This is a genomic window from Bergeyella zoohelcum ATCC 43767 (assembly GCF_000301075.1).
Lineage (GTDB): Bacteria > Bacteroidota > Bacteroidia > Flavobacteriales > Weeksellaceae > Bergeyella > Bergeyella zoohelcum.
This window is the reverse complement of sequence record NZ_JH932293.1, coordinates 1681901-1706942: the sequence shown is the minus strand read 5'-3', so window position 1 is coordinate 1706942 and position 25042 is coordinate 1681901. Positions and strand designations below refer to the sequence as shown.

The 25042-nt window shown below is 37.4% G+C and carries 17 protein-coding genes and 2 tRNA genes; 12 read left to right on the top strand and 7 right to left on the bottom strand.

Annotated features, from left to right (window positions below; genetic code table 11):
• Nucleotides 1–18 precede the first annotated feature (18 nt).
• The 6 genes from HMPREF9699_RS07860 to HMPREF9699_RS07835 all read left to right on the top strand — a co-directional run bounded on the left by HMPREF9699_RS07860 (nt 19) and on the right by HMPREF9699_RS07835 (nt 7410).
• Nucleotides 19–1023 (top strand): PDDEXK nuclease domain-containing protein, encoded by a 1005-nt coding sequence (locus tag HMPREF9699_RS07860; protein WP_002688203.1) that lies wholly within the window; start codon nt 19–21, stop codon nt 1021–1023.
• On the top strand, nt 1020–3575 hold the full coding sequence (locus tag HMPREF9699_RS07855; RefSeq protein WP_002663889.1) for a DEAD/DEAH box helicase family protein: 2556 nt from the start codon (nt 1020–1022) through the stop codon (nt 3573–3575). Before HMPREF9699_RS07860 ends, HMPREF9699_RS07855 begins: the two co-directional genes overlap by 4 nt.
• A gap of 60 nt (nt 3576–3635) precedes the next feature.
• A complete protein-coding gene (locus tag HMPREF9699_RS07850; protein WP_002663887.1) occupies nt 3636–4715 on the top strand; it encodes a carbamoyl phosphate synthase small subunit in 1080 nt (359 codons plus the stop codon).
• Between the two features lie 161 nt (nt 4716–4876).
• Nucleotides 4877–5260 (top strand): c-type cytochrome, encoded by a 384-nt coding sequence (locus HMPREF9699_RS07845; RefSeq protein ID WP_002663885.1) that lies wholly within the window; start codon nt 4877–4879, stop codon nt 5258–5260.
• Nucleotides 5261–5416: 156 nt separating this feature from the next.
• Nucleotides 5417–7114, top strand: coding sequence for a lysine--tRNA ligase (gene lysS, locus HMPREF9699_RS07840; RefSeq protein WP_002663883.1), 1698 nt, complete (start codon nt 5417–5419; stop codon nt 7112–7114).
• 74 nt (nt 7115–7188) lie between these two features.
• The gene (locus HMPREF9699_RS07835; protein ID WP_002663881.1) at nt 7189–7410 is read left to right on the top strand and encodes a putative signal transducing protein; all 222 of its coding nucleotides are present in this window, start codon (nt 7189–7191) and stop codon (nt 7408–7410) included.
• 45 nt (nt 7411–7455) lie between these two features.
• Here HMPREF9699_RS07835 and HMPREF9699_RS07830 read toward each other — a convergent pair whose 3' ends face one another.
• The 5 genes from HMPREF9699_RS07830 to alaS all read right to left on the bottom strand — a co-directional run bounded on the left by HMPREF9699_RS07830 (nt 7456) and on the right by alaS (nt 14571).
• Nucleotides 7456–9222 carry a monovalent cation:proton antiporter-2 (CPA2) family protein gene (locus tag HMPREF9699_RS07830; protein ID WP_002663879.1) on the bottom strand — a complete coding sequence of 589 codons (1767 nt, stop codon included), beginning with the start codon at nt 9220–9222 and terminating at the stop codon, nt 7456–7458.
• A gap of 182 nt (nt 9223–9404) precedes the next feature.
• A tRNA-Ala gene (locus HMPREF9699_RS07825) sits at nt 9405–9478 on the bottom strand.
• A 102-nt stretch (nt 9479–9580) separates the two neighbouring features.
• Nucleotides 9581–10909, bottom strand: coding sequence for a peptidylprolyl isomerase (locus HMPREF9699_RS07820; RefSeq protein ID WP_002663877.1), 1329 nt, complete (start codon nt 10907–10909; stop codon nt 9581–9583).
• A gap of 105 nt (nt 10910–11014) precedes the next feature.
• Nucleotides 11015–11938, bottom strand: coding sequence for a PfkB family carbohydrate kinase (locus HMPREF9699_RS07815; RefSeq protein WP_002663876.1), 924 nt, complete (start codon nt 11936–11938; stop codon nt 11015–11017).
• 35 nt (nt 11939–11973) lie between these two features.
• Nucleotides 11974–14571 (bottom strand): alanine--tRNA ligase, encoded by a 2598-nt coding sequence (gene alaS / locus HMPREF9699_RS07810; protein WP_002663873.1) that lies wholly within the window; start codon nt 14569–14571, stop codon nt 11974–11976.
• A gap of 509 nt (nt 14572–15080) precedes the next feature.
• Between alaS and HMPREF9699_RS07805 the strand changes: the two genes are divergently transcribed.
• From HMPREF9699_RS07805 to HMPREF9699_RS07795, 3 genes are all read left to right on the top strand, one after another.
• Nucleotides 15081–15154: transfer RNA gene (locus tag HMPREF9699_RS07805), tRNA-Ile, on the top strand.
• 115 nt (nt 15155–15269) lie between these two features.
• Nucleotides 15270–16577 (top strand): ribosome biogenesis GTPase Der, encoded by a 1308-nt coding sequence (der, locus tag HMPREF9699_RS07800; protein WP_002663871.1) that lies wholly within the window; start codon nt 15270–15272, stop codon nt 16575–16577.
• 192 nt (nt 16578–16769) lie between these two features.
• Nucleotides 16770–18770 carry a S9 family peptidase gene (locus HMPREF9699_RS07795; protein WP_002663869.1) on the top strand — a complete coding sequence of 667 codons (2001 nt, stop codon included), beginning with the start codon at nt 16770–16772 and terminating at the stop codon, nt 18768–18770.
• 356 nt (nt 18771–19126) lie between these two features.
• Here the strand turns inward: HMPREF9699_RS07795 and HMPREF9699_RS07790 are convergent, their stop codons facing one another.
• Nucleotides 19127–20086 (bottom strand): NAD-dependent epimerase/dehydratase family protein, encoded by a 960-nt coding sequence (locus HMPREF9699_RS07790; protein WP_002663867.1) that lies wholly within the window; start codon nt 20084–20086, stop codon nt 19127–19129.
• Nucleotides 20087–20177: 91 nt separating this feature from the next.
• Between HMPREF9699_RS07790 and ggt the strand changes: the two genes are divergently transcribed.
• Entirely contained in the window at nt 20178–21869 is a 1692-nt protein-coding gene (gene ggt / locus HMPREF9699_RS07785) for a gamma-glutamyltransferase (RefSeq protein WP_002663865.1), read from the top strand.
• A 373-nt stretch (nt 21870–22242) separates the two neighbouring features.
• Here the strand turns inward: ggt and HMPREF9699_RS07780 are convergent, their stop codons facing one another.
• Nucleotides 22243–23514: an aminotransferase class I/II-fold pyridoxal phosphate-dependent enzyme gene (locus tag HMPREF9699_RS07780; RefSeq protein ID WP_002663863.1), complete on the bottom strand. Its 1272-nt coding sequence runs from the start codon at nt 23512–23514 to the stop codon at nt 22243–22245.
• 381 nt (nt 23515–23895) lie between these two features.
• Here HMPREF9699_RS07780 and HMPREF9699_RS07775 point away from each other — a divergent pair, with 381 nt between their 5' ends.
• Both HMPREF9699_RS07775 and HMPREF9699_RS07770 read left to right on the top strand, forming a co-directional pair.
• The gene (locus tag HMPREF9699_RS07775) at nt 23896–24297 is read left to right on the top strand and encodes a hypothetical protein (protein ID WP_034985804.1); all 402 of its coding nucleotides are present in this window, start codon (nt 23896–23898) and stop codon (nt 24295–24297) included.
• Between the two features lie 23 nt (nt 24298–24320).
• Nucleotides 24321–25040, top strand: coding sequence for a DUF6261 family protein (locus tag HMPREF9699_RS07770; RefSeq protein WP_002663861.1), 720 nt, complete (start codon nt 24321–24323; stop codon nt 25038–25040).
• Nucleotides 25041–25042: the final 2 nt, after the last annotated feature.

The following is a 25042-nucleotide window of genomic DNA, read 5'->3' as shown; positions in this document are numbered from 1 at the left end:
CTACCAAAATTAAATATCATGCAACAATGTATCAATGATATACGCAAAATCATAGAACAAGCCAGACAAAAGGCTTATTCAGCTACGGCTTTTGCTATGGTAGAAGGTTTTTGGCTGATAGGGAAGAGAATTGTAGAAGAGGAACAGGGAGGTAACGCTCGTGCTGATTATGGAAAAGAGGTTATAAAAACTCTTTCCGCCCAATTGGGAAAAGGCTTCAGTCCGAGAACGCTCAGAGATTATCGTGCATTTTATCTTTCATTTCCTTATTGGGAAGATTTGGCACACGCGTGTGCCAAATTGAGTTGGTCCCATATACGCTTATTGCTCAGGGTGGAAGACCGTAAAGCGAGAGATTATTATATTAAGGAAGCTACCGAGCAAAATTGGGCTGTGCGAACTTTAGAGAGAAATATCAATACGCTCTATTATCATCGGCTTATATCGTCCCAACGAGCAGATTTGGTAGAGCGGGAAATGAAAGAGAATACATCTGATTTACAGAAAGATAAAACAGCGTTCATCAAAAACCCAACGGTATTGGAATTTTTGGGACTTCCTGCAAATGCAGCTTATACGGAACAAGAGTTGGAGCAAGGATTGATAGACAATTTACAAAAATTTCTTTTGGAATTGGGCAAAGGTTTTGCATTTGTGGCAAGGCAAAAGCATATCCGGACAGAGACACAGGATTTTTTTATAGACCTTGTATTTTATAATTATATTCTCAAATGTTTTGTAATTTTAGAACTGAAAACCAATAAAATGACTCATCAAGATATTGGGCAATTGGATATGTATGTCAGAATGTTTGACGATTTGGAGAAAAAAGAAAATGATAACCCTACTATTGGAATTTTACTTTGTACAGAAACTGATCAAACCATTGCTAAGTATTCTGTTTTAAGTGATAATAAGCAGCTTTTTGCCAATAAATATATGGCATATCTACCTACGGAAGAGGAGTTGGTTGCGGAAATTGAGAGAGAGAAAAGGGTATTAGAGGAGCAAATGGAAAGATGAAAAGACAAAAAGATATACAAAAATTTGTTTCAGATATTTCGGATAATATAGAACGAAATAAGTATTATTGTACTCATAGAAGATATGAAACAATTTTGATACAATTTGGAATGCTGAAAAGGAGAAATTTGAAAATACTTCAAGAGATTGAAGATAAACTTAAGGAAAAGGATATTACATTTTGGAAAGGAAAAGAAAAATTTGAAAGCATAATAGATTTTACTAAAAATTCAACCATTACATTTAGAAAATCCATGTTAAACGATAGTACTAATAAAAGTCAAGGTTCTGCAAAAATAAATTTTGCAGGGAAAATAAACATTTCAAAATCTGAAAGTGGAATCCGTCCTTATAAGCATCAAGAAGAGGCCTTTTATAACCTTCAAAAACAAATCATTAAATCTGAAAAAAATCCATTCTCAGGACTTTTGGTATTACCAACAGGAGGCGGAAAAACACTGACTGCCGCTCTTTGGATTGCCAAAAACTTTTTAGATACAAATAAAAAAGTACTCTGGGTTGCCCATAGGCACGAACTGTTGGAACAAGCAAAAAATACATTCGTGCAAAAACTTGCCTATAAGGATATTTTTGCGAAAAGAAATAGTTTTAATTATAGAATATTATCAGGTATTCACGATAAGCCTATCAATATACGCCCAACAGATGACCTAATAATTGCCAGTAAAAACAGTCTAAATACAGGATTTGAGTTTCTTTATAAAAATTGGATTGAGAAGCAAACCGATGAAATATTCTTAGTAATTGATGAAGCTCATCATGCAACAGCAAAAACTTATAGGAAGCTCATCGATAATCTGAAGAATAATGTTCAGAATTTTAAATTATTGGGACTAACAGCTACCCCTACCAGAACGGCAGAAAATGAACGAGGATTACTCAAAAAAGTATTCCCCGATGATGTCATTTATAAGATTGATTTAAAAACACTTATTCGTTTAGGAATTTTGTCGGAACCTATTTTTGAAGAGGTACAAACGGGGCAAAATCTCACGGCAAATTTAACGGATAAAGAAATTCAATTATTCAATACATTTGACATAAATAGTATTGGCGAGCATATTGCCACAACCATTGCTGAAAATAGAGAGCGTAATTATACCATTGTTGAACGCTATGTATCAAATAAGGAAAAATACAAACAGACACTCGTTTTTGCTCTGAATGTGAACAATGCCATTGCTCTTAATAAATTATTTCAAGAGAAAGGTATAAAATCTGACTATGTAATTGCTAATATAAAAGATGCAATTACAGGCGTTACCACGAATTTTACCAAAGAAAATAAAGCTAAAATTGATGATTTCAGAAACGGGAAATTAGAAGTTCTCATCAATGTAAATATCTTAACGGAAGGCACTGATATACCCAATGTGCAAACAGTTTTCCTAACACGCCCAACCATCTCTACCATTCTGATGACGCAAATGATAGGCAGAGGATTACGGGGCATAAAAGCTGGAGGAACAAAGGAAGCGTATATCGTTAGTTTTATTGATAATTGGCAAGACAAAATTGCGTGGGTAAATCCTGAAAAACTATTCATTGAAGATAATATTGATTTCAACGATACAGATAAAGAGACAAAAAAACAATTAATCCGTTTGGTATCCATTGCTAAAATAGAAGAATTTGCTATTTTAACTAACCAAATTATTGATCCTGAAACGAAAAAAGAGCTCGAAAAACTAGATTTTATCCAACGAATCCCTAAAGGTATTTTTCAGTTCAAATTATTGGAGAAATTGGAACAAGGAGATGAAAAACAACGAAACTGTGAAATCTTAATCTACGATAACATAGAAGAATCTTACAAGAAATTTGTGGAGACATTACCATATTTTGTAGAAGATAATAATTTAGAAAATTGTGAATACCTCCACCAACAAGAACTAGATATATATTCACAGCAGATTGAAGATGAATTTTTCTTTGGAATAGAGAAATATCCCGCATATAGTAAGCAAGACATTAAAGATTTACTACAATATTATATTATTCAGGGAGAAATACCACAATATATAGAACTGAAGGAAAGAGAGAAATATAACATTGATAAAGTAGCTAACGAAATTTATGTAAAAGATTTAGGTTCAAGAGCCGAAAAGGATTTTATTGATAAAACTTGGGCAGAATCAGAAACAGAATGGCAAACTTTCTTCAATTATGATAAGCGAATATTCATTAATGAAATCAATCTCGCTAAAAACAGACTATTCTATCCAGAATTATACCAAAAAGAAAAGCAACTTCCAGTGGAAGAATACGAAATTCGCGAGTTTGAGAGAATGCCATTGTATGAAATACGAAAAGTAAATCCAGCTTACGAAAAATGGTTACGAGACAAAGTTTTTGAAAAATTTACTGATGAAAGTGGTTACTATTTCAGTGCCGAAAGCGGTTATAAAAGCAAAAACAGATTGGTTTTTCAAATTGACCACATCGTACCTATGCACAAAGGCGGTTTAACTATACTTGATAATCTACAGCTTTTGACAAAAGGAGAAAATGCAGTAAAAGGAGCAAAATAATTGTGAAAAAATAAATTATAAACGCCTAAAGCATACTGCTTACGGCATAAAGCATATAAAATGAACAATAAAAAATTAATATTAGAATCAGGGGAGGTCTTCTATGGTAAAGGCTTCGGAGCGAGTGAAAATATAGCAGGGGAAGTGGTTTTTAACACCGGAATGACAGGTTATCAAGAACTGGTTTCAGACCCATCCTATTGTGGACAAATCGTGTGTATGACTTATCCGCTCATCGGAAATTACGGCATCAATAGAGATGACTACGAGAGTATAGAACCTGCAATTAAAGGACTTATCGTAAAAGAATTGTGTGATTTACCATCAAACTTTCGTTCCCAAATGTCCCTAGACGAACTCTTTAAAAAGAAAAACCTTTCGGGCATCCACAGTATAGATACCAGAAGACTGACCAGAGTGCTCAGAGACAAGGGGGTGGTGAAAGGAAAAATAGTGGATGCGGACATCGATGAACAAAGTGTTATCAATGAAATAAAAGCAACTTCTTTCCCTACGGATCAGATTGCTTCCGTTTCTACCAAGACACCGTATGCCAACCCCGGAAGAGGCTTTAAGGTAGTATTAATGGATTTCGGAGCTAAGCTGGGAATCATCCGTGAACTTTCACAAAGAAATTGCGACATTACGGTGGTTGCTCATGATACCACAGCGGAAGAAATCCTCCTGATGAACCCTGATGGCGTGATGCTCTCTAATGGCCCTGGTGACCCTGAAGATGTACCTCATGCACACGAAACCGTGAGAAAACTCATCGGAAAAGTACCAATTTTTGGGATCTGTATGGGGCATCAAGTGCTTGGATTAGCTTGTGGTGCTAAGACTTTTAAGCTCAAATTCGGGCATAGAGGCGGTAATCATCCTGTAGTAGATCTAAAAACCAATAAAGTTACCATTACTTCTCAAAATCATAATTACGCCATTGATAGCGAAAGCCTTAAATATACAGATTTAGAGGAAACACACATTGCTCTTAACGATAAAACCAATGAGGGAATTCGCCATAAAAAATATCCTTGTTTCTCTGTACAGTACCATCCTGAAGCATGCCCTGGACCTGAAGATGCCAACTATCTTTTCGATGAGTTTATTGAAATGATGGAAAAAGAGAAGAATGGATAAACGATACTCACAATTAAATGAATCTTTATTTTTATCCCCATCCTCGACGAGTTTTCATCGAGGATTTTTTATTTTTTCCTGATAAATATTAGCCTTCCCTATACTCTGTTGCTCTAAATATTTACTAACTTTGGGATATCAACATTTAAACATTTAGAATTATGAAAAAATTAGTCATCATGGCACTTGCTGGAGCTTTTATTATAAACTGTTCAGATAAGAAAACAGAAGATACTACTAGTACTACCATGCTAGAAGAACCTACACAGCAAACGGAAGCACCCTCTGCAAATGACTTAGATGGAAAATCTCTCATCGAGGGAATGGACTGTGCCACATGCCACAAAGAAAATGAAAAAATGATAGGTCCTTCTTATCAGGAAATTGCGAATAAATATACAGAAGGAGATATGGACATGCTTGCAGATAAAATCATTAACGGCGGAAGTGGCAATTGGGGAGATGTTCCTATGACACCTCACGCAGGACTTCCTAAAGAAAATGCTAAAAAAATGGTGGCGTACATTATGTCCTTGAAAAAATAATTTTTCATTAAAAATTAAAGATAGTCTGCACGAACTGTCTTTTTAATTTTAAGTTCTATACTTCCTTTGATAATCAAAACCATTAGAAGTAAAGAAATCTCATTCTATTTGTACAAAAAATTGACTATTTTTGCGGTTTAAAAAAATCACGAAAACATGTCGTTATCAGAACAAGAAATCATCCGTAGAGAAAAATTAGGAAAGCTTACGCAAATGGGCATCAATGCCTTTCCTGCAGACGAATACACCATTACAGATACTACACAATCTATAAAAGAAAATTTTCAGGAAGGTAAAAAAGTAAAGCTGGCAGGAAGACTCATGTCCAGAAGAATTCAGGGAAAAGCCTCTTTTGCCGAGTTACAAGATGCCTCGGGAAGGATTCAAGTGTATTTTAACCGAGATGAAATTTGTCCTACCGATGATAAAGAATTGTATAACGAAGTATATAAACACCTTTTAGACATCGGAGATATTATAGGCATTGAGGGGGAACTATTTAAAACTCAGGTAGGTGAAATGACCATTATGGTGAAAGACTTTACCCTCCTTTCCAAATCCCTTCGTCCTTTGCCACAAGCCAAAACCGATGAAAATGGCGTGGTACACGATGCCTTTAATGACCCTGAATTGCGTTATCGTCAGCGTTATGTGGATTTAACGGTAAACCCTCAGGTAAAAGAAGTTTTTGTAAAAAGAACAAAACTTTTCAATGCCATGCGTCAGTTTTTTAATGAAGCGGGTTATTTCGAGGTGGAAACGCCTATCCTACAGGCGATTCCAGGAGGAGCTGCAGCTCGTCCGTTCATCACCCATCACAATGCTTTGGATATTCCGCTCTATTTGAGAATTGCCAATGAATTGTATCTTAAGAGACTCATTGTAGGTGGATTTGATGGTGTTTATGAATTCTCTAAAAACTTCCGAAACGAAGGCATGGACAGAACCCATAATCCTGAATTCACCGCAATGGAAATTTATGTGGCTTACAAGGATTATAACTGGATGATGGACTTTACTGAAAGACTTCTAGAGCATTGTGCCATGGCTGTCAATGGAACTACCAAAGCTACTTTCGGAGAGCATGAAATAGATTTCAAGGCTCCCTATCCAAGAATTTCCATGACCGAAGCCATACAAAAATTCACAGGGTTTGATATCACGGGAAAATCCGAAGACGAGTTAAGAGCATTTGCTCAGTCTATAGGCATTGAAGTGAATGAAACTATGGGCAAAGGAAAGCTCATTGATGAAATTTTTGGTGAAAAATGCGAAGGTAATTTTATCCAACCTACTTTCATTACAGATTACCCAATAGAGATGTCACCGCTTACCAAGAAACACCGTAGTAAAGAAGGACTTACCGAGCGTTTCGAACTCATGGTTTGCGGTAAGGAAATTGCCAATGCCTATTCTGAACTCAATGACCCAATAGACCAAAGAGAACGATTTGAGGAACAACTGAAACTTTCAGAAAAAGGCGATGATGAAGCAATGTTCATAGACCAAGATTTCCTCCGTGCCTTAGAATACGGCATGCCACCAACAGCAGGACTAGGCATAGGAATGGATAGATTGGTAATGTTCTTGACTAATAATGCATCTATCCAAGAGGTACTTTTCTTCCCTCAGATGAAACCAGAGAAAAAAGCTCCAAGTTTTGAGTTGAGCGATGATGAGAAAATCATTTTGGATATTCTTTCCACTCAAGAGGACGCAATGGAACTGAGTGTGGTAAAAACTAAATCGGCACTTTCAGGTAAAAAATGGGACAAAGCCACTAAAAATCTCACGAAAAATAACATCGTAAAGGTGGAAAAAGTGGATGAAGTACTCCTGATGAAATTGGTGTAAATACGCTTCCGAAATCACTAAGATTTCAAAACACAATTTTTTTAAAAAAAATTGATTACATTTATCCTAAAAACATGTCTGAACTGAAAATTGTATATCAATCAGCATTTTTATATCAGGTAGAACTTGCGAAGTCTAAATTAGCTTCTCGGGGAATTCTGTCTTATGTTAAAAATGAATTTGTAAATCATGTAGTGGTAATGCCTATTTCTCAGAATTACCTTCTCCTAGTGAATGAAAAAGATTGGGAAAACGCTCTGAAAATTTTAGAAGAAATAGAAGAAAACGAATTGTGAATAATAAAAAAACGACCTTTTTTAGAGGTCGTTTTTTTGTTGGTTTCACCTTTTCCCTTCAGCGTTTTTAAGTGCCATTTCACAAGCGGAAAATTCATCTCCTTTGGTTTCTAATGCATACTTCTGTTTATCTGTATTCCGAATTTGTGCATTGTATTTTTCTACATCTTCCTCATCTGCTCCTAGGGCTTTCAAGGTTTTTCCTCCCATATCTACCGCTGCCTCAAAAGTTTCTCTCACAAAGAAATCTGCTTCTGCTTCTATCAGTTCAAAAGCATGATGATGATCTGATGCACGAACTACCGTTTTGGTGGTAGGACTGTGGTGTTTAATACTGCGTACAATTTGGGTAGCCACCGCAGAGTCGTCTAGACATATCATCACGCAATCTGCATGGTAAGCCCCCGCCGCATAAAGAACATCTTCTCTAGAGCCATCTCCATAATATACTTTTAGTCCATGTTTCTGTGCAGATCGAATAGTATCTGGATTATTATCTATAATAGTAACCGTAGCACCGTATGCCAATGGTACTTGACTGGCAATTTGTCCCATTCTTCCGAAGCCTATAATCAAAACATTACCACGGGAATTTTCATCATCTAAAATATGATCTACCCCATCTAGGTCCACTGTTTTTTTGCGTATGAATTTCTGATAAATCAAAATAAATATAGGGGTTAATGCCATGGAAATGACAACAATTGCTGTCATATTCGCATGAAGAGTGCTATCTATCACGCCCTGAGACGCTGCTGCAGCATACAGTACAAAAGCAAATTCTCCCCCTTGGGACATGAGCAATGCACGGTCTATAGCATCGGTTTTATTGCTTTTAGATAAACGAGCTACAAGGTAAACCACAGAGCTTTTAATGGTCATGAGGGATAAAACACCCAAGAGTATCATCCATAGATTTTCGGCCACCATTTCTAAATTAAGAGACATACCTACTCCTAAGAAAAAAAGCCCTAACAATAATCCTCTAAAAGGTTCTATATCCGTCTCTAATTGGTGTCTGAAACTAGATTCTGATAGTAAAACTCCAGCGGTAAAAGCCCCCATCGCCATAGAAATTCCTCCCCATTCCATGAGTAAAGCCGCTCCCAGTACCACAAACAATGCCGCTCCTGTCATCACTTCGCGAGCCTTTGACTTGGCAAGAATTCTAAATAAAGGATTCAGCAACCATAATCCTGCTGCAACTAATATCCCTAAAGAAAGTAATGCTGTACCCAGTTGTTGCCAAACGGGTGGTTTTTGTACTACAGCATTAGGGTCCACAGGAGCTAAAAAAGCTACAATGGCTAAAAGAGGTACAATAAGCAAATCTTCAAACAATAAGATAGACACTACCTTCTGTCCCCGAGGCGTTGCCAATTCATGCCGCTCTCCCAAAATCTGCATCACAATAGCTGTGGAAGAAAGCACAAAACCGGATATTGCTACAAAAGCTGTTTGCCACGGCAAACCATAAAGTAATCCTAATAAAGTGAGGATGGACGCTAAAATAAGGGCTTGCATACTGCCCATTCCGAATATCTGTTTTCTAAGCCCCCAAAGATGTGCTGGTTTCATTTCCAGACCAATGACAAACAAGAACATCACTACTCCCAGTTCTGCCAAATGCATGATGCTTTGGGTATCCTGAAAAAGCTTGAGTCCAAAAGGCCCTAAAACCAATCCGGCAGCTAAATACCCTAAAACAGAACCCAATCCTAGTTTTTTAAACAAAGGCACCGCCAATACGGCCGTACCAATTAAAACAACAACATTTAATAAACTGTGTGCACTTTGCGTTTCCTCAGCCATAGTTTAATCAATTTTTACAAAAATAAACAAATGAAATCATACTGGAAAATGCAGGACGAATTTGTAGAACAAATAAAAACAAATCTAGAAATAAGCCAATATTTGAAATAAAAAAATGCTCTACTATTTAGAGCATTAAAAAAATCATAATTACTTGAAATTAAGAATCTTAAAAGTAGTAGTGGAGAATACGGGATTCGAACCCGTGACCTTTTGACTGCCAGTCAAACGCGCTAGCCAACTGCGCCAATTCCCCTTCTGTGGTGCAATAATACGACGAAATAATGAAAAATAAAAATCTGAACCCAATAATTTATAAAAAAACTCGCTCTTAATGATTAAGAACGAATTTTTTAATTTATTTTAATAAACTATGACAGTCTTGGTACCTTGGATGAATGTTCATATACACTTTAGGGAATACTTCTTTCACCCATTTTTCTATCATTTCATTTTGTTTCTTCTTAAGTGTAAGGTCTTTCAATCGGTCATAATCTGTCTCTAAAGAAAGCTGATGAGCAGGAATGATGGTATTTATTTTAACGAAAGAAACTGCTTTTTTTCTATCTACCGTAGTTTCAAAAACTTCAGTCATATCGCCTTCGTTAAGCCCTGCTATTTGATATCCTAATATAGGGTCTAAATTTATTTTTTCCATTCTGTCAGAACCATTTTCGTCTGTCATCACTCCTGCATTGTACTTGGTTCTTTTATCATCAGAATATTTTACGGCTGCTTCTTTAAAGGTGATTTTTCCATCTACTATTTCCTTACGGATATTCTCTAATTTTTTCTTTGCAGTGGCTATTTCTTCATCATTAGGAGTATTCATGAGGAGGATATGGCTGGCATCATAATTTTTTCCTTTTTTAGCATCTAATCGTATGATATGGAACCCGAATTCTGTTTCGATAGGTGCTGATATTTGTCCTACTTCTAAATTAAGTGCCGCCGCTTCAAAAGGTTTTACCATCTGTCCTTTGGTAATATTTTTCATCTTACCACCATTGACTGCACTGGCCTTGTCCTCGGAATAAATTCTTGCCTGATTTTCAAAACTTTCTCCATCTAAAATAGCTTGTCTAATGATATTGAGTCTATCGATAAGTTCTTTCTTGTGAGCCTCCGTAAGTTTTGGAAAAATACTAATCTGTGAAAGTATCACTTCGTCTTTTACTTCGGGCAATTGCTCTTTATAATTATTGTAAAAATCAGTAATTTCAAAAGGTGTAGCATCTATACCTTGGGTAATTCTTCTGAATTTTTCCTGTGCATAGTATTGGTCCGTATCTATCTTTTCTATCATCCGCTTCATTTCATACGCCGTAGAGATTTTATAATTATCTAGCATGGCCTTTTCACTTGGAAACTGAGAAAGAATTTGGTTGTATTTCTGTTCTGCGATAGAACGAATTTGCTCTGATCTGTTCTCTATCAAAGTATCCTTTTTTGCTTCGGAAATAATGATTTTATTATTGAGAACACTTTCAAAAACTTTACACTTAGATGCAGGTTCTAGTCCTTGCTGTTCAATGTATTTTAGCTGTTCATTAACTTCAGAATCTAAAATCAATTCCGTTCCTACCACAGCGGCAATTCCATCTACAAAACTCCCTTTGGTCAATTGGGCAGAAAAGGATTGCACCAAGAACAATAGGAGCAATGTGTACAGCGATGATAATTTCATTTTTTGCATTTGTTTTAATGATTTTTGCAAATGTAAGGTACTTAATGTTAATATTTAAGCCCTTTTTTTATAATTATTTCTTAAAATTCTAAATCATGATACTCTTTAATCCACCATTACTTCAAAAGCGGTAAGATTTCTAAACTCACCTATTCGATGAACGATGTCTTCTTCACTAAGTTCCACGAGTCTTTCTGTACCGAATTTTTCTACCGTATAAGAAGCCAATGCAGAACCAACAATCACGGCGGCTTTCATGGTTTCAAACTCAAAATCTCCTTTTTTAGCAATGTATGCCGCAAAGCCTCCCGCAAAGGTATCTCCTGCCCCAGTAGGGTCAAAAACTTCTTCTAAAGGAAGTGCAGGAACGGCAAATACTTTTCCGTCATGGAAGAGAATAGCCCCGTGTTCTCCTTTTTTAATAATTACAAACTTTGGTCCCATTTCGTGGATCATTTTCGCTGCTTTCACCAGTGAGTACTCCCCAGAAAGCTGTCTTGCTTCTTCATCATTAATACTGATGACATCGGTTTTAGCAATCATTTTTTTCAAATCTTCCATGGCGGTATCCATCCAGAAATTCATGGTATCTAAAATCACCAATTTCGGTCTCTGGTGCATTTTCTCTAATACAGAGAGCTGTACCAATGGATGAAGATTCCCTAAAAGAAGTATATCTGCATCTTGCATAGAATCTGGGACTTTAGGGTCAAAATTTTCCAAGACATTCACTTCTGTTACCAGCGTATCTCTGGTATTGAGGTCATTATGGTATTTTCCACTCCAAAAGAAAGATTTCCCTCCTTCCACTATTTCTAAACCTTCAATATTGATATTTCTCTTCCTAAAAATATCAATATTTTCATTACCAAAATCATCTCCAATTACAGAAACTACACCACATGGCACATTGAGTAAAGACGAAGTAATCGCAATGTAAGTAGCCGCTCCTCCTACTATTTTATCCGTTTTCCCAAAAGGAGTCTCTATGGCATCAAAAGCCACACTTCCTACGATAAGTAATTTCATTATATTGATCAAAAAATTAAAAATTCGTATTAATATTATAATGCTTTAGCCTTCTGCTCTGCATTTTCCAGTCCTGCAAGGTTTTTACCTCCTGCTGTTGCAAAGCCGGGATTTCCACCACCACCACCTTGAATTTCTTTTGCTAACTCTTTTACGATGTTTCCTGCATGATACTTTCCATCCAAATCATCAGAAACTCCTACGGTAATCATCGGTTTTTCTCCTGCATCGGAAAGGATAACAATCACTGATGCAGCAATTTCCTTTTTCAGCTGAAATACGATATCTTTTACCGAAGCCGCATCTAAAGAGGTTTTCTTTACCAAAAGCTGCTTATCTCCACTTTGTACGAATTGATTTTTCCAATTCTGAACTTCACCTTTTGCTTTTTCCTTTTTCAGTGCTTCTACTTCCGCTTTTAGCTGTGCATTTTCCTCTTGCAATTTCTCTGTAGATTTTACGAGATCTTTGGATTTCAAAAGTGCCGAAAGTTTTTCATGTTGTACCTCTAAATTAAAGAAATATTCCTTCACTTTTTCTCTGGTAATGGCTTCCACACGGCGTATCCCCGATGCCACAGCACCTTCTGAAATAATCTTAAAATACCAAATGTCGCTGGTATTTTTCACATGCGTACCTCCACAAAGTTCCTTACTATCGGCAAATTCTATCATACGCACCTTATCACCATATTTCTCACCGAAAAGTGCCATAGCACCCGCTTCCATCGCCTCTTTCATGGAAATAGAACGATGTTCTTTGAGTGCAATTTGTTGCAAAATCCGTTCATTTACCTTCTTTTCTACGGCTTGAAGCTCTTCATCTGTAACTTTTTGGAAATGAGAAAAATCAAACCTCAGTCCATCAAAATCCACCTTTGAACCTCTTTGCTCCACATGCGTTCCTAAAACTTCTCTTAACGCCTGATGTAACAAATGTGTAGCGGTATGATTGGCCTCCGTAAGCGGTCTTCCCTTTACTTCTGCTTTGAATGGCTCATTTAGATTTTCGGGCAAAGATTCGGCAATGTGAATAATGAGGTTATTTTCCTTTTTGGTATCCAAGATATAGGTCATTTCCCCACTGGCTGAGGTCAAAAATCCTTTATCGCCCACTTGTCCACCACCTTCGGGATAAAATGGCGTAACATTGAATACCAACTGATATTGCGTCCCCTCTTTCTGGCTTTCCACCTTTCTATATTGAGTGATTCTCACGGTACCTTCCGTGGCATCGTAACCGATGAATTCCGTTTCATCATCTTCACGAATCACCACCCAGTCATCGGTTTTCGTCTGAGCTGCCGCCCGAGAGCGTTCTTTTTGTTTCTTTAAATTTTCCTCAAAACCCGCCTCATCCAAAGTAAATCCTTTTTCAGCCAAAATCAAAGCAGTAAGGTCAATAGGAAAGCCATAAGTATCATATAGTTCAAAAGCTTTACTTCCTGAAATCTCCTTATTTTCGGCATTATTCATCATTGCATCGAGTATCAAAAGCCCTTGTTCTAAAGTTCTTAGGAATGAATTTTCCTCTTCACGAATGACATTTTGAACCAAGTGATGTTGTTTTTTAAGCTCTGCAAAAGCTTCTCCCATCTGCTGGACCAGCGTATCTACTAACTGATAAATAAAAGGTTCTTTTTGCCCTAAGAAAGTAAACCCATATCGGATGGCTCTACGCAAGATTCGTCTAATGACATAGCCCGCTCCGTTGTTGGATGGGAGTTGTCCATCAGCAATAGCAAAAGCAACTGCACGAATATGGTCCACAATCACGCGGATGGCAATATCCTTTTCATCCTCCAATTTTCCTTCGTATTTTTTGCCCGAAATCTCTTCTACTTTTTCTATAAGTGGCGTAAAAACATCGGTATCATAGTTGGAAGACTTGCCCTGAAGTGCCATGCAAAGCCTTTCAAAGCCCATTCCTGTATCCACATTTTGCTTGGGTAATTTTTCCAGTGAGCCATCGGCTTTTCGGTTGAACTCCATAAAAACAAGATTCCATACCTCAATGACTTGAGGATGGTCTTGATTGACCAATTCTTTACCCGAAATTTTAGCTTTTTCCTCTTCACTTCTGAGGTCAATATGAATTTCCGAGCAAGGTCCACATGGTCCCTGTTCTCCCATTTCCCAAAAATTGTCTTTTTTATTTCCATTAAGGATTCTATCTTCAGAGATATGGGCTTTCCAAAAGTTATATGCCTCTTGGTCTCTGTCCAAATTTTCCGAAGCATCGCCCTCAAAAATGGTTACATAGATATTTTCTTTGGGAATTTTATATACTCCTGTAAGAAGCTCCCATGCCCATTCTATGGCTTCTTTCTTAAAATAGTCTCCGAAAGACCAGTTGCCCAGCATTTCAAACATGGTATGATGGTAGGTATCACGCCCTACATCGTCCAAATCATTGTGTTTCCCCGATACTCTGAGACACTTCTGGGTATCTGCCACTCTGAGCGAGGAAGGCTGTTTATACCCCAAGAAAAAATCTTTAAACTGCGTCATTCCCGAATTGGAAAACATCAGCGTAGGGTCATCTTTTAAAACAATGGGAGCCGATGGAACAATTTCATGTCCTTTGCTCTTGAAAAAATCTAAAAATTTCTGTCTTATTTCTTGTGATGTCATAACAATTTTAGCAATAATAAAATGATTGTCAACTTAGCCATTCCAATCGTACTTCAAATAATGAATAAAAATAATATAGGAACCTTTTCAAATTCCCCTAAATATCCAAAACTATTTCAAGCTTCATCAAACTGACTCTCATCTTCCAATTATTCAATGTTTGCAAAAATACGGAAAAAATAGGTTGTACATGTTACTACTTTTGATATTTCTTAAGCCAAATGCATTAAAATGCAACTTTAGGCACAGCAAAGGGCAATCATTATTCATGTTTATTTTCGCCAAAATGCTTTTCAATCAGTATTTTTAATTAATGAAAGATATATTGTTATTAAATATTTCATTAAATTTTATTTTTAAAAACTATTTGATTTTTAATATTTTACGCCGATTATTTTTCTTTACTGATAGAAAAAATACAGCATTTCATCTTTAAAATTTCAAAAATAATTTGCTTGGTCAGAAAAAAACACTATCTTTGCACACCAAGAAACGGAAATACTTCCACTGGTCCTATAGCTCAGTTGGTTAGAGCACCTGACTCATAATCAGGTGGTCCCTGGTTCGAGCCCAGGTGGGACCACATAAGCACTCAGTATGAGTGCTTTTTTTATATCTTTGCATAAAATTTGAGCTCGGAAAGACCGAGGTACTCATTCTTCATTACCCCAAACGGGCAAAAAAAAGAAATAATTTTTATGAGCAATATCGTTGCAATTGTAGGAAGACCCAATGTGGGTAAATCCACACTTTTTAACCGACTATTAGAAAAGAGAGAGGCCATCGTAGATTCTACTTCTGGCGTTACTAGAGACAGACACTACGGAAAATCTGACTGGAATGGTGTAGAATTTACCGTAATAGACACAGGAGGCTACGAAGTAAGTACAGATGATATTTTCCAAGAAGAAATTACCAAACAAGTAGAGCTGGCTGTAGATGAAGCCACTTCCATTATCTTTATGCTCAATGTAGAAGAAGGGCTCACTGATACGGATATAGAGATGCATGAAATGCTTCGCCGTTCGGGGAAACCTTTGTACATTGTGGTAAATAAGGTAGATTCTGTAAAAGAAGACCTTGCAGCTACTGAGTTTTATCAGTTGGGAATAGAAAAATACTATTCTCTTTCTTCTGCTACAGGTTCTGGTACTGGAGATCTTTTAGATGATATAGTGAAAGATTTTCCTACCGTAGATTACAAAGACCCATTCGAGGGGTTGCCGAGAATTACCATCGCAGGAAGACCTAATGTAGGGAAATCTACGCTTACCAATGCTCTTTTGGATGTGGAGAGAAACATCGTAACAGATATTGCAGGTACTACCCGAGATGCTATAGAAACCCTCTACAATAAATTCGGACATCAATTCGTTTTAGTGGACACGGCAGGAATGCGTAAAAAATCTAAAGTAAAAGAAGATTTAGAGTTTTATAGTGTAATGCGTTCCGTAAGGGCAATAGAACATTCGGATGTAGTGATTATTATGGTAGATGCCACCCAGGGATGGGAAAGTCAGGATATGAATATTTTTGGTATCGCTCAAAAAAACAGAAAAGGCATCGTAATTTTAGTCAATAAATGGGATTTAGTGGAAAAATCTACCAATACCATGAGGGATTTTGAAAGACAAATCAAAGAAAAAATTGGTCAGTTTCAGGATATTCCTATTCTTTTCGTATCGGCACTAACGAAGCAAAGAATCTTAAAGGCCGTGGATACTGCTATGGAGGTATATGAAAACAGAAAGAAAAAAATAAAAACTTCTAAGCTGAATGAAGTGATGCTTCCTATTTTTGAATCTAGCCCACCTCCTGCACTTAAAGGAAAATATATTAAAATCAAATATTGTGTACAGCTGGGTACTCCATCTCCACAGTTCGTATTCTTCTGTAATCTCCCGCAGTATGTAAAAGAACCGTACAAACGATTTACCGAAAACCAACTCAGAAAGCATTTCGGTTTTACGGGCGTTCCTATTGAAGTGTACTTTAGACAAAAATAGTTTTTAAAAGCTATAGACGATAATCACTGTATTCTGTACATTCGTCTTAAGCTTTTTATTTTTGCTTAAATTTTACCATTCAGTGCACTTTGCCAGAGTTTTTAGAACTTTGGTAAAGTAGAAACATAATTTTTTAAAAGCCACAGACAGCAGACATTCATCATTATACTTTGTACATAAAAATCAAACGCTATGAATATAAAAAACACCCTTATTGCATTAGCATCGCCCGCTTTATTATCTGCACAGGTGATGACCCCAGAAACGCTCTGGTCATTGAAAAGACTTAGCGTACAGACCATTGCTCCAGACCAATCGGCACTCATTTATAAAGTAGGTACTGTAGATATTCATACAGAAAAGAACAGCAGCATCAGTTATTTTCTTAATCTTAAAAACCAACAATCCACTAAAATAAATTTCGGCAAAAAATCACTCATCCAGTGGGACAAAAATGGAATCTATGCTCAGGAAGGAGAAAAAATTTATCTTTCTAAAGATGAAGGAAAATCTTGGTCAGAATTTTATACCATTGGTAAAGCAGACCATATTCTGATTTCTCCTGATGGAAAACGCATTGCTTTTAGCAAAGAAGTATTGGTAGAAAAAGTAATGGGTACTGATAAACATAGTGATTTACCTAAAAATACGGCACATATATACCATGATTTGAATCACAGACATTGGGATTATTTTAATCAAGGAAAGTACAATCATATTTTCGTAGTCAATACCGATGAAAGCGTAGAAAACGCCAAAGATGTATTAGAAGGCAAAGCATGGGACGCACCACAAAGACCATTTGGCGGAGCCGAAGATTTTATTTTCAGTCCAGATGCTTCTCAGCTTCTCTTCGTCATGAAGCCTAAAAGCGGTGTGGATTATGCCAAATCTACCAATACCGACATCTTTTCTTACCATTTTTCTTCGGGACAAATTAAAAACCTTACGGAAGACAATAAAGGCTATGATGTACACCCTAAATTTAGTCCTGATGGGCAATATCTTACATGGCAAAGTATGGAGAGAGACGGCAATGAATCTGATAAAAACGATATTAAAATCTTAGATTGGAAAACTGGAAAGACCACAAACCTCACCCGAAGCTGGAACGAAAGCGTAACGGGAGATTTCTTGTGGAGCAAAGATTCTAAAACGATCTATTTTACGGCGGCTTACCGTGGTACGAAACAGCTTTTTTCCCTCGACCCTAAAACGCAAAAAATTCAGAAAATTACCCAGGGAAACTTTGATGTAAACAATATTTTTGCCGATGCTAAAAATGGACTGGTAGTGGGAAGAACAGACATTAACCACGCTACCGATTTATTTTCTGTTCAGCCGAAAAATGGAAAAATGGCTCAGCTCACCGATGTAAACAAGGATATTTATGCGAAGATAGCCCCCTCTAAATCAGAGTTAAGAATGGTAAAAACCTCTGATGGCAAGGAGATGGGCGTTTGGTTTCACTATCCACCGAATTTTGACCCCAATAAAAAATACCCAACATTACTTTACTGCCAGGGAGGTCCACAGTCTGCACTTTCTCAGTATTTTTCCTACCGATGGAACTTTGCACTTATGGCAGCCAATGGCTACATAGTAGTAGCACCCAACAGACGAGGAATGCCAGGCTGGGGCGTAGAATGGAACGAAGCTATTTCTAAAGACTGGGGGGGACAACCGATGAAGGATTACCTTGCTGCCACAGATTATGCCATGACGCTTCCTTTCGTGGATAAAGAACGAGTAGGGGCTGTAGGGGCAAGCTATGGCGGATATTCGGTACTCATGCTGGCAGGGATTCACAATAATAGATTCAAAACTTTTATTTCTCACAATGGGCTATTTGACATGAAAATGTGGTACCTCACTACGGAAGAATTATGGTTTGCTAACTGGGATTTAGGAGGCTCTCCGTATGACAAGCCATTACCGAAATCTTATACAGATTTTAATCCAAGCAATTTCGTAGATCAATGGAATACCCCATTAATGGTGATTCAGGGAGGAATAGATTTCCGTGTGCCTTATGAGCAGGGACAAGGAGCCTTCCAAGCGGCAAGACTAAAAGGGCTAAAATCTAAATTCCTTTATTACCCGAATGAAAACCATTGGGTGCTCAATCCTCAGAATGCCATCGTTTGGCAAAGAGAATTTTTCCAATGGCTAGAAGAAACCTTAAAGAAATAAAAATCTAGATGATAAGCTGTAGGCAGTAGGCATTTAGCAACTCGCTTACAGCTTTTAGCTTTTTTAGTCTATAATTTATGACTTATAATTTCTAAAACCTTATGCTTTAAATTATGAAACGAAATCGCTTTTATTTTGTAACATTTTCTCCTAGTAAAAAGCGTAGTTTTGGAACATTAATCAGTTATAAAAAATACGCACAATAGGCATACAGTGATAATAATACAAAAACCCTCCTACTGAGCGTTATAGATAAAAGAATAAATAGAGTTACTAATTATTCGTTTTTTGTTTGTTGTATTATGAAAGAAGCTATCGTACAAATACGATAGCTTCTTTTTTATCAACCTTATATTTTATTTGCCCAATTTTATTCTCAGATTATCAATCATATCTTTCGTCATTTCTTGGATGCCAAATTCATAAGTAAGCCCCCAGTCTTTTTTGGCTACACTATCATCAATAGACGCAGGCCAAGAGTCTGCTATAGCTTGTCGGAAGTCTGGCTTGTAGCTAATTTCGAATTCAGGGATAATGTTTTTAATTTCCTCACTAAGTTCCTTTGGAGTAAAGCTAAGCCCTCCAAGGTTATAAGAAGTTCTCACACTGAGAGATTCCTTAGGAGCGTTCATCAGCTGTAGCGTAGCATTAATAGCATCATCCATATAGAGCATCGGCATGGCGGTATTTTCAGAGATAAAGCTGGTATATTTCCCTTTTTCTACGGCTTCATAAAAAATTTCTACCGCATAATCTGTGGTGCCACCTCCCGCAGGCGTTTTCCATGAAATAAGCCCTGGATAACGGATACTTCTTACATCTACACCATATTTATCCCAATAGTATTCGCACCACTTTTCCCCTGCTAGTTTAGAAATTCCATACACGGTAGTAGGGTTCAGTACCACCTCTTGTCCCACATCATGTTTCGGGATACCTTTTCCGAAAACGGCAATAGAGCTTGGCCAAAATATTTTAGAAATAAGCCCCTCTTTCGCTATTTCGCAAAGCTGAATGAGTGGGTCTAAATTGAGTTTCCACGCTAAAAGGGGATTTTTTTCAGAAGTCCCAGAAAGGAGAGACGCCAAATGATATACGGTAGTGATATGATGCTTCTCAATCACTTCTCTAAGGCGTGGCGTATCGGTAACATCTAATGTTTCATAATGCTTTGCTGGGGTTTGGATTTGTGCTTTCAGTTCCAATCCTGACGCAATGACTTGGTCTTCACCATAGATTTCCATTAGTTTTTTCGTCAGTTCTGTTCCTATCTGTCCTAAAGCACCTGTAATAAGTATTCTTTCTGTTTGAGCCATGAATTTTTTTAGCAAAAATAAAGAAATAATCTATTTTGCTCAACTAAAAAAGCAATAAATTTGTAGCTCAAAAATGATAAAAAATAATGGTATGAAAATCAAAAATATTGTACTGGTTTCCCTATTCACTTCGGCTTTTTGTTTTGCCCAATACACGGATTATTCTATCGTAAAGGAAATTCAGACTCGTAATAAAGGCGTAGTAGTCTCTGCCCATCCACTTGCCAGTGAAGCAGGAACAGCAGTGATGAAACAAGGTGGAAATGCCTTTGATGCGGCCATTGCTGTGCAGTATGCCTTAGCGGTGGTATATCCTCAGGCAGGGAATATCGGAGGGGGTGGCTTCCTCGTAGGTTATACCACAAACGGAAAGAAAATAGCACTAGACTTTAGAGAAACTGCTCCTAAGAAAGCTACCCGAGATATGTTTTTGGACAAAAAAGGAAATGCCAATACAGATTTATCCCAAAATGGTGCTTTGGCTGTAGGTATCCCTGGTTCAGTAGCAGGTTTTTATGAAACTTTACCATATGCCAAATTACCCATGGCAAAGCTCATTCAGCCCGCCATTGATTTGGCTGAAAAAGGATTTGCGATTACCCAAAAAGAAGCCGATTTACTGAATGAACATCAGGCGGATTTTAAAAAGTACAGCACCAGTACGCATGTCTTCATCAAAAACACCCCTTGGAAACAAGGCGATATTTTAATACAAAAAGACCTTGCAGAGACGCTAAAAAGGATTCAAAAAGAAGGATTAAAAGGCTTTTACGAGGGTAAAACTGCCGACTTATTCGTAGCGGAGATGAAAAAACTCAAAGGCATCATCACCCACGAAGATTTGAAAAACTATACCGTAGCCACCCGAACGCCTCTTTCTTTTAATTATAAAAATCACGAAGTGCTTACTATGCCTTTGCCTTCTTCGGGAGGAATTATTTTGGCTCAAATGCTTCAAATGACTGCCATGGAAAATTTAGAAAAATACCAATCTAATACTCCAGAAGCCGTACAAATCATGGTAGAAGCAGAAAGAAGAGCTTTTGCAGACAGAGCGGAATATATGGGAGACCCGAATTTTGTGAAAGACCCTACGCAGATGCTCATCTCTGAATCGTATATCAAAAACCGATGGAAATCTTACACTCCCGATAGAGCTACACCAAGCAAGGAAGTGGGGAATGTAATTTTACCACCCCAAGAAAGTACCCAAACCACACACCTCTCCATCTTAGACCATGAGGGGAATGCCGTAGCGGTAACCACTACCCTGAATGGCTATTACGGCTCTAAAGTCTATGTATCAGGAGCTGGTTTTTTCCTGAATAATGAGATGGATGATTTCTCCATTAAGCCAGGTGTTCCGAATATGTTCGGGGCAGTGGGCGGAGAAGCCAACAAAATAGAGGCGGGTAAGAGAATGCTTTCCTCTATGTCTCCTACCATTGTACTAAAAAATGAGCGTCCCATGATGGTGGTAGGTAGCCCTGGTGGAACTACCATTCCTACTTCGGTATTCCAAAGCATAGTGAATATAATTGACTTTAAGCTTTCTCCTAATCAAGCCGTGAACCAACCGAAATTTCACCATCAGTGGTTGCCAGAGTATGTTTCGGTGGAGAAAAATTTTCCTAAATCTACCCTCCAAATTTTAGAGAAAAAAGGCTATGTGTTTAAAGAAAGAGCAGCGATAGGAAGAACAGAACTCATCGTAAAAGAAGAAAACGGAAATATTACCGCCATAGCAGACGGCAGAGGAGATGACTCTGTAGCGGTTTATTAATGAATATAAGATTTCACATAAAAAAGCAGTTGCCCTTTTTCGGATAACTGCTTTTTTGCTCTTAATTTTTATTTTGAACTCATTTCGATTTATTTGATAAAAATAACCACGAATAGAATTAATAAAAAATAAAATGAAGAGTATTGTTGCTTTTTATTAAGCATCCATCAATGGATAAATGAAAATGCTATAAGCCATACAAAGCAAATACACCTTAATGGTGGAAAAAGTAAAGATAAGTTTAGCCATTAAAGAGGTAAAGAAAATGAAGTATAATGATTTAAAATTTAAACAAAAGAAAAAGTTGAGATGAGTTCATAAAAAAGGCTATCGGAAATATTCTGATAGCCTTATTTTTAATTAGAGTGATGATTTATATCGGTTTAAACTCTAAATTTTGTTCTTTTAGAAGTTGTTCCGCTTGTTGCTTATAGTGTCCGCTTACCAGCTTATCATGAATTGCTTCGAAGGCAGCTAGCGTTTCATTGATTTCTGCATCAGTATGGGAAGCAGTAGGTATTAATCTCAATAAAATCATTCCCTTAGGAATCACTGGATATACTACTACTGAAGTGAAAATACCGAAATTTTCTCTTAAATCTTTTACCAAAAGGGTAGCCTCTACAGGAGAGCCTTCCATCATTACTGGCGTTACGCAGGTATTGGTTTCTCCAAGGTTAAATCCTCTTTCTTTGAGTCCGTTTTGGAGTTTATGCACATTTTCCCAAAGTTTTGCTTTGATTTCTGGTTTTGTCCTGAGGAGTTCTAGCCTTTTTCTAGCTCCGATGACCATAGGCATAGTCAATGATTTTGCAAAAATCTGTGAACGAAGATTGAATTTTAAATAACGAATTACCTCTTTGTTTCCAGCAATGAATGCTCCGAATCCTGCCATAGACTTGGCAAAAGTAGAGAAATAGATATCAATTTGGTCTTGGCAGCCTTGTTCTTCTCCTGCACCAGCTCCTGTTTTTCCTAATGTTCCAAAGCCGTGAGCGTCATCTACCAAAAGCCTGAAATTAAATTTATTTTTCAGTTCGCAAATTTCTTTCAGCTTACCTTGCTGACCTCTCATCCCGAAAACCCCTTCAGTAATTACCAGAATGCCACCTCCTTGTTCGGTAGCCACTCTCGTTGCTCTTTCTAGGTTTTTTTCAAGAGAAGCAATGTCATTATGTCTATAGGTGAAAGATTTTCCTTGGTGCATACGAACCCCATCTACGATACAAGCGTGAGAATCTGCATCATATACAATGACATCATGTCTAGAAACAAGAGCGTCAATGGTAGAAAGCATACCTTGGTAACCGAAATTCAGCACATATGCGGATTCTTTTTGTACAAATTCTGCCAATTCTTTTTCCAATGCCAAATGCTCATCTGTTTCGCCTGACATGGCTCTCGCTCCCATTGGATAATACATTCCGTATTCTGCGGCAGCTTTAGCATCTGTAGCCTTTACTTCGGGGTGATTACAAAGTCCTAAATAGTCATTGGCACTCCAAAATACTACTTCTTTTCCTTGGAATATCATTCTTGGTCCGATAGGCCCTTCCAATCTAGGGAAAATAAAATACCCTTCACCATAATCTGCAAACTGCCCTAGTGGTCCTGGATTTTTTTTAATCCTTTCAAATATATCCATTTCTTAATTTTATCTGTTTTTTATTATTGATGCAAATTTAAGCAAAAATAAAGAAAATAATAACCAATTGTGCAATTTGTTTGGTTATGTAAGTGGAGGTGATCTCGATTTATTTGGTAATAAACACCCATTAAAAAAGTATAATGATTCTTTTGTTAAAAATCTACAAATGAGTCTATGAAGAATATTATGTTGAATGAATTTCATCATTTAAGGTACTTTACTAAAGTGCTTTAAAATCGTATTACAATTCAGAGAATTTAAGCAAAATAAAAAGTCAAGACCAGTTTATAATCAAAAGATTTATCTAAACAAAATCACTCATTTAGCAATTTTTTTTCTACATTTACATCAAACATTGGTGCAGGAGACTTTCCGCAAGTGGGAAAACGCCAAACATTCGTGCAGGAGACTTTCCGCAAGTGGGAAAACGCCAAACATCCGTGCAGGAGACTTTCCGCAAGTGGGAAAACGCCAAACATTCGTGCAGGAGACTTTCCGCAAGTGGGAAAACGCCAAACATCCGTGCAGGAGACTTTCCGCAAGTGGGAAAACGCCAAACATCCGTGTAGGAGACTTTCCGCAAGTGGGAAAACGCCAAACATTCGTGCAGGAGACTTTCCGCAAGTGGGAAAACGCCAAACATCCGTGCAGGAGACTTTCCGCAAGTGGGAAAACGCCAAACATCCGTGTAGGAGACTTTCCGCAAGTGGGAAAACGCCAAACATTCGTGCAGGAAACTTTCCGCAGTTCGGAATCAAAAAAAACATCAATACATTATAAAAAACATTAAATCTTAAATAATTATGATTACAAAAACTAACTTGAAAAATCTTCGCCTGATGACATTTTCTCAGGTGATGAAAAATGTGCAATCGTTCTTAGAAAAAGAAACCGATTTAGAAAGTATGGGATTGCAAGAGGCTAAAAATAGCTTTAATAAAGCTTTTGAAAAACTAGAACTCGCTCTAAATCCTACGAAGAAAAGCGAACACACGGAGGCTATCTTGGAGCTAGATGCCCAGAGAGATATTTTGCTGATGAATTTCATCGCTCATTGTAAACTCTTCCAGACCCATCCCCAAGCTAATAAATCCGAAGCTGCCAAGCGATGCGTGATTCAGATAGAAGCCTATGGAGAGGCTCCTCAACGCCGTGCCTACCGCGATGAAACCGCTATTATACGAAATATCATCGTGGATTTTGAAGATCAAGAACGCCAGCAAGACCTCACACTCATTGGGGCTAAAGAATGGCTAGACTTGCTGAAATCTATCAACGATCAGTTTGACACGCTTCACACCAACCGTACTTTGGAGAAATCTGAAAAAGAAGTAGGGCTATCTAAAGAAGCACGAGAGGAAATGCAAGAGCAGTTTAACCACCTCTGCAAAGCCATTACCGCTATGGCTTTCGTAAAGGGAGAAGACGCCTATCAGCCCCTCGCTAGTGCCATCAATGAAGAGGTGAAAAACGCACTGGCAAACTTACGCCCTCCAAGAAAAAATAAGGAAAATAATGGTTAATT

What these genes read in the sequence shown, in the direction of transcription:
- HMPREF9699_RS07795 (WP_002663869.1), top strand. Translation starts at nt 16,770, where the DNA reads ATGAATATAAAAAACACCCTTATTGCATTAGCATCGCCCGCTTTATTA.
- HMPREF9699_RS07845 (WP_002663885.1), top strand. Translation starts at nt 4,877, where the DNA reads ATGAAAAAATTAGTCATCATGGCACTTGCTGGAGCTTTTATTATAAAC.
- lysS (WP_002663883.1), top strand. Translation starts at nt 5,417, where the DNA reads ATGTCGTTATCAGAACAAGAAATCATCCGTAGAGAAAAATTAGGAAAG.
- alaS (WP_002663873.1), bottom strand. Translation starts at nt 14,571, where the DNA reads ATGACATCACAAGAAATAAGACAGAAATTTTTAGATTTTTTCAAGAGC.
- HMPREF9699_RS07860 (WP_002688203.1), top strand. Translation starts at nt 19, where the DNA reads ATGCAACAATGTATCAATGATATACGCAAAATCATAGAACAAGCCAGA.
- HMPREF9699_RS07835 (WP_002663881.1), top strand. Translation starts at nt 7,189, where the DNA reads ATGTCTGAACTGAAAATTGTATATCAATCAGCATTTTTATATCAGGTA.
- HMPREF9699_RS07855 (WP_002663889.1), top strand. Translation starts at nt 1,020, where the DNA reads ATGAAAAGACAAAAAGATATACAAAAATTTGTTTCAGATATTTCGGAT.
- HMPREF9699_RS07790 (WP_002663867.1), bottom strand. Translation starts at nt 20,086, where the DNA reads ATGGCTCAAACAGAAAGAATACTTATTACAGGTGCTTTAGGACAGATA.
- HMPREF9699_RS07850 (WP_002663887.1), top strand. Translation starts at nt 3,636, where the DNA reads ATGAACAATAAAAAATTAATATTAGAATCAGGGGAGGTCTTCTATGGT.
- ggt (WP_002663865.1), top strand. Translation starts at nt 20,178, where the DNA reads ATGAAAATCAAAAATATTGTACTGGTTTCCCTATTCACTTCGGCTTTT.
- HMPREF9699_RS07820 (WP_002663877.1), bottom strand. Translation starts at nt 10,909, where the DNA reads ATGAAATTATCATCGCTGTACACATTGCTCCTATTGTTCTTGGTGCAA.
- HMPREF9699_RS07770 (WP_002663861.1), top strand. Translation starts at nt 24,321, where the DNA reads ATGATTACAAAAACTAACTTGAAAAATCTTCGCCTGATGACATTTTCT.
- HMPREF9699_RS07780 (WP_002663863.1), bottom strand. Translation starts at nt 23,514, where the DNA reads ATGGATATATTTGAAAGGATTAAAAAAAATCCAGGACCACTAGGGCAG.
- HMPREF9699_RS07830 (WP_002663879.1), bottom strand. Translation starts at nt 9,222, where the DNA reads ATGGCTGAGGAAACGCAAAGTGCACACAGTTTATTAAATGTTGTTGTT.
- HMPREF9699_RS07815 (WP_002663876.1), bottom strand. Translation starts at nt 11,938, where the DNA reads ATGAAATTACTTATCGTAGGAAGTGTGGCTTTTGATGCCATAGAGACT.
- der (WP_002663871.1), top strand. Translation starts at nt 15,270, where the DNA reads ATGAGCAATATCGTTGCAATTGTAGGAAGACCCAATGTGGGTAAATCC.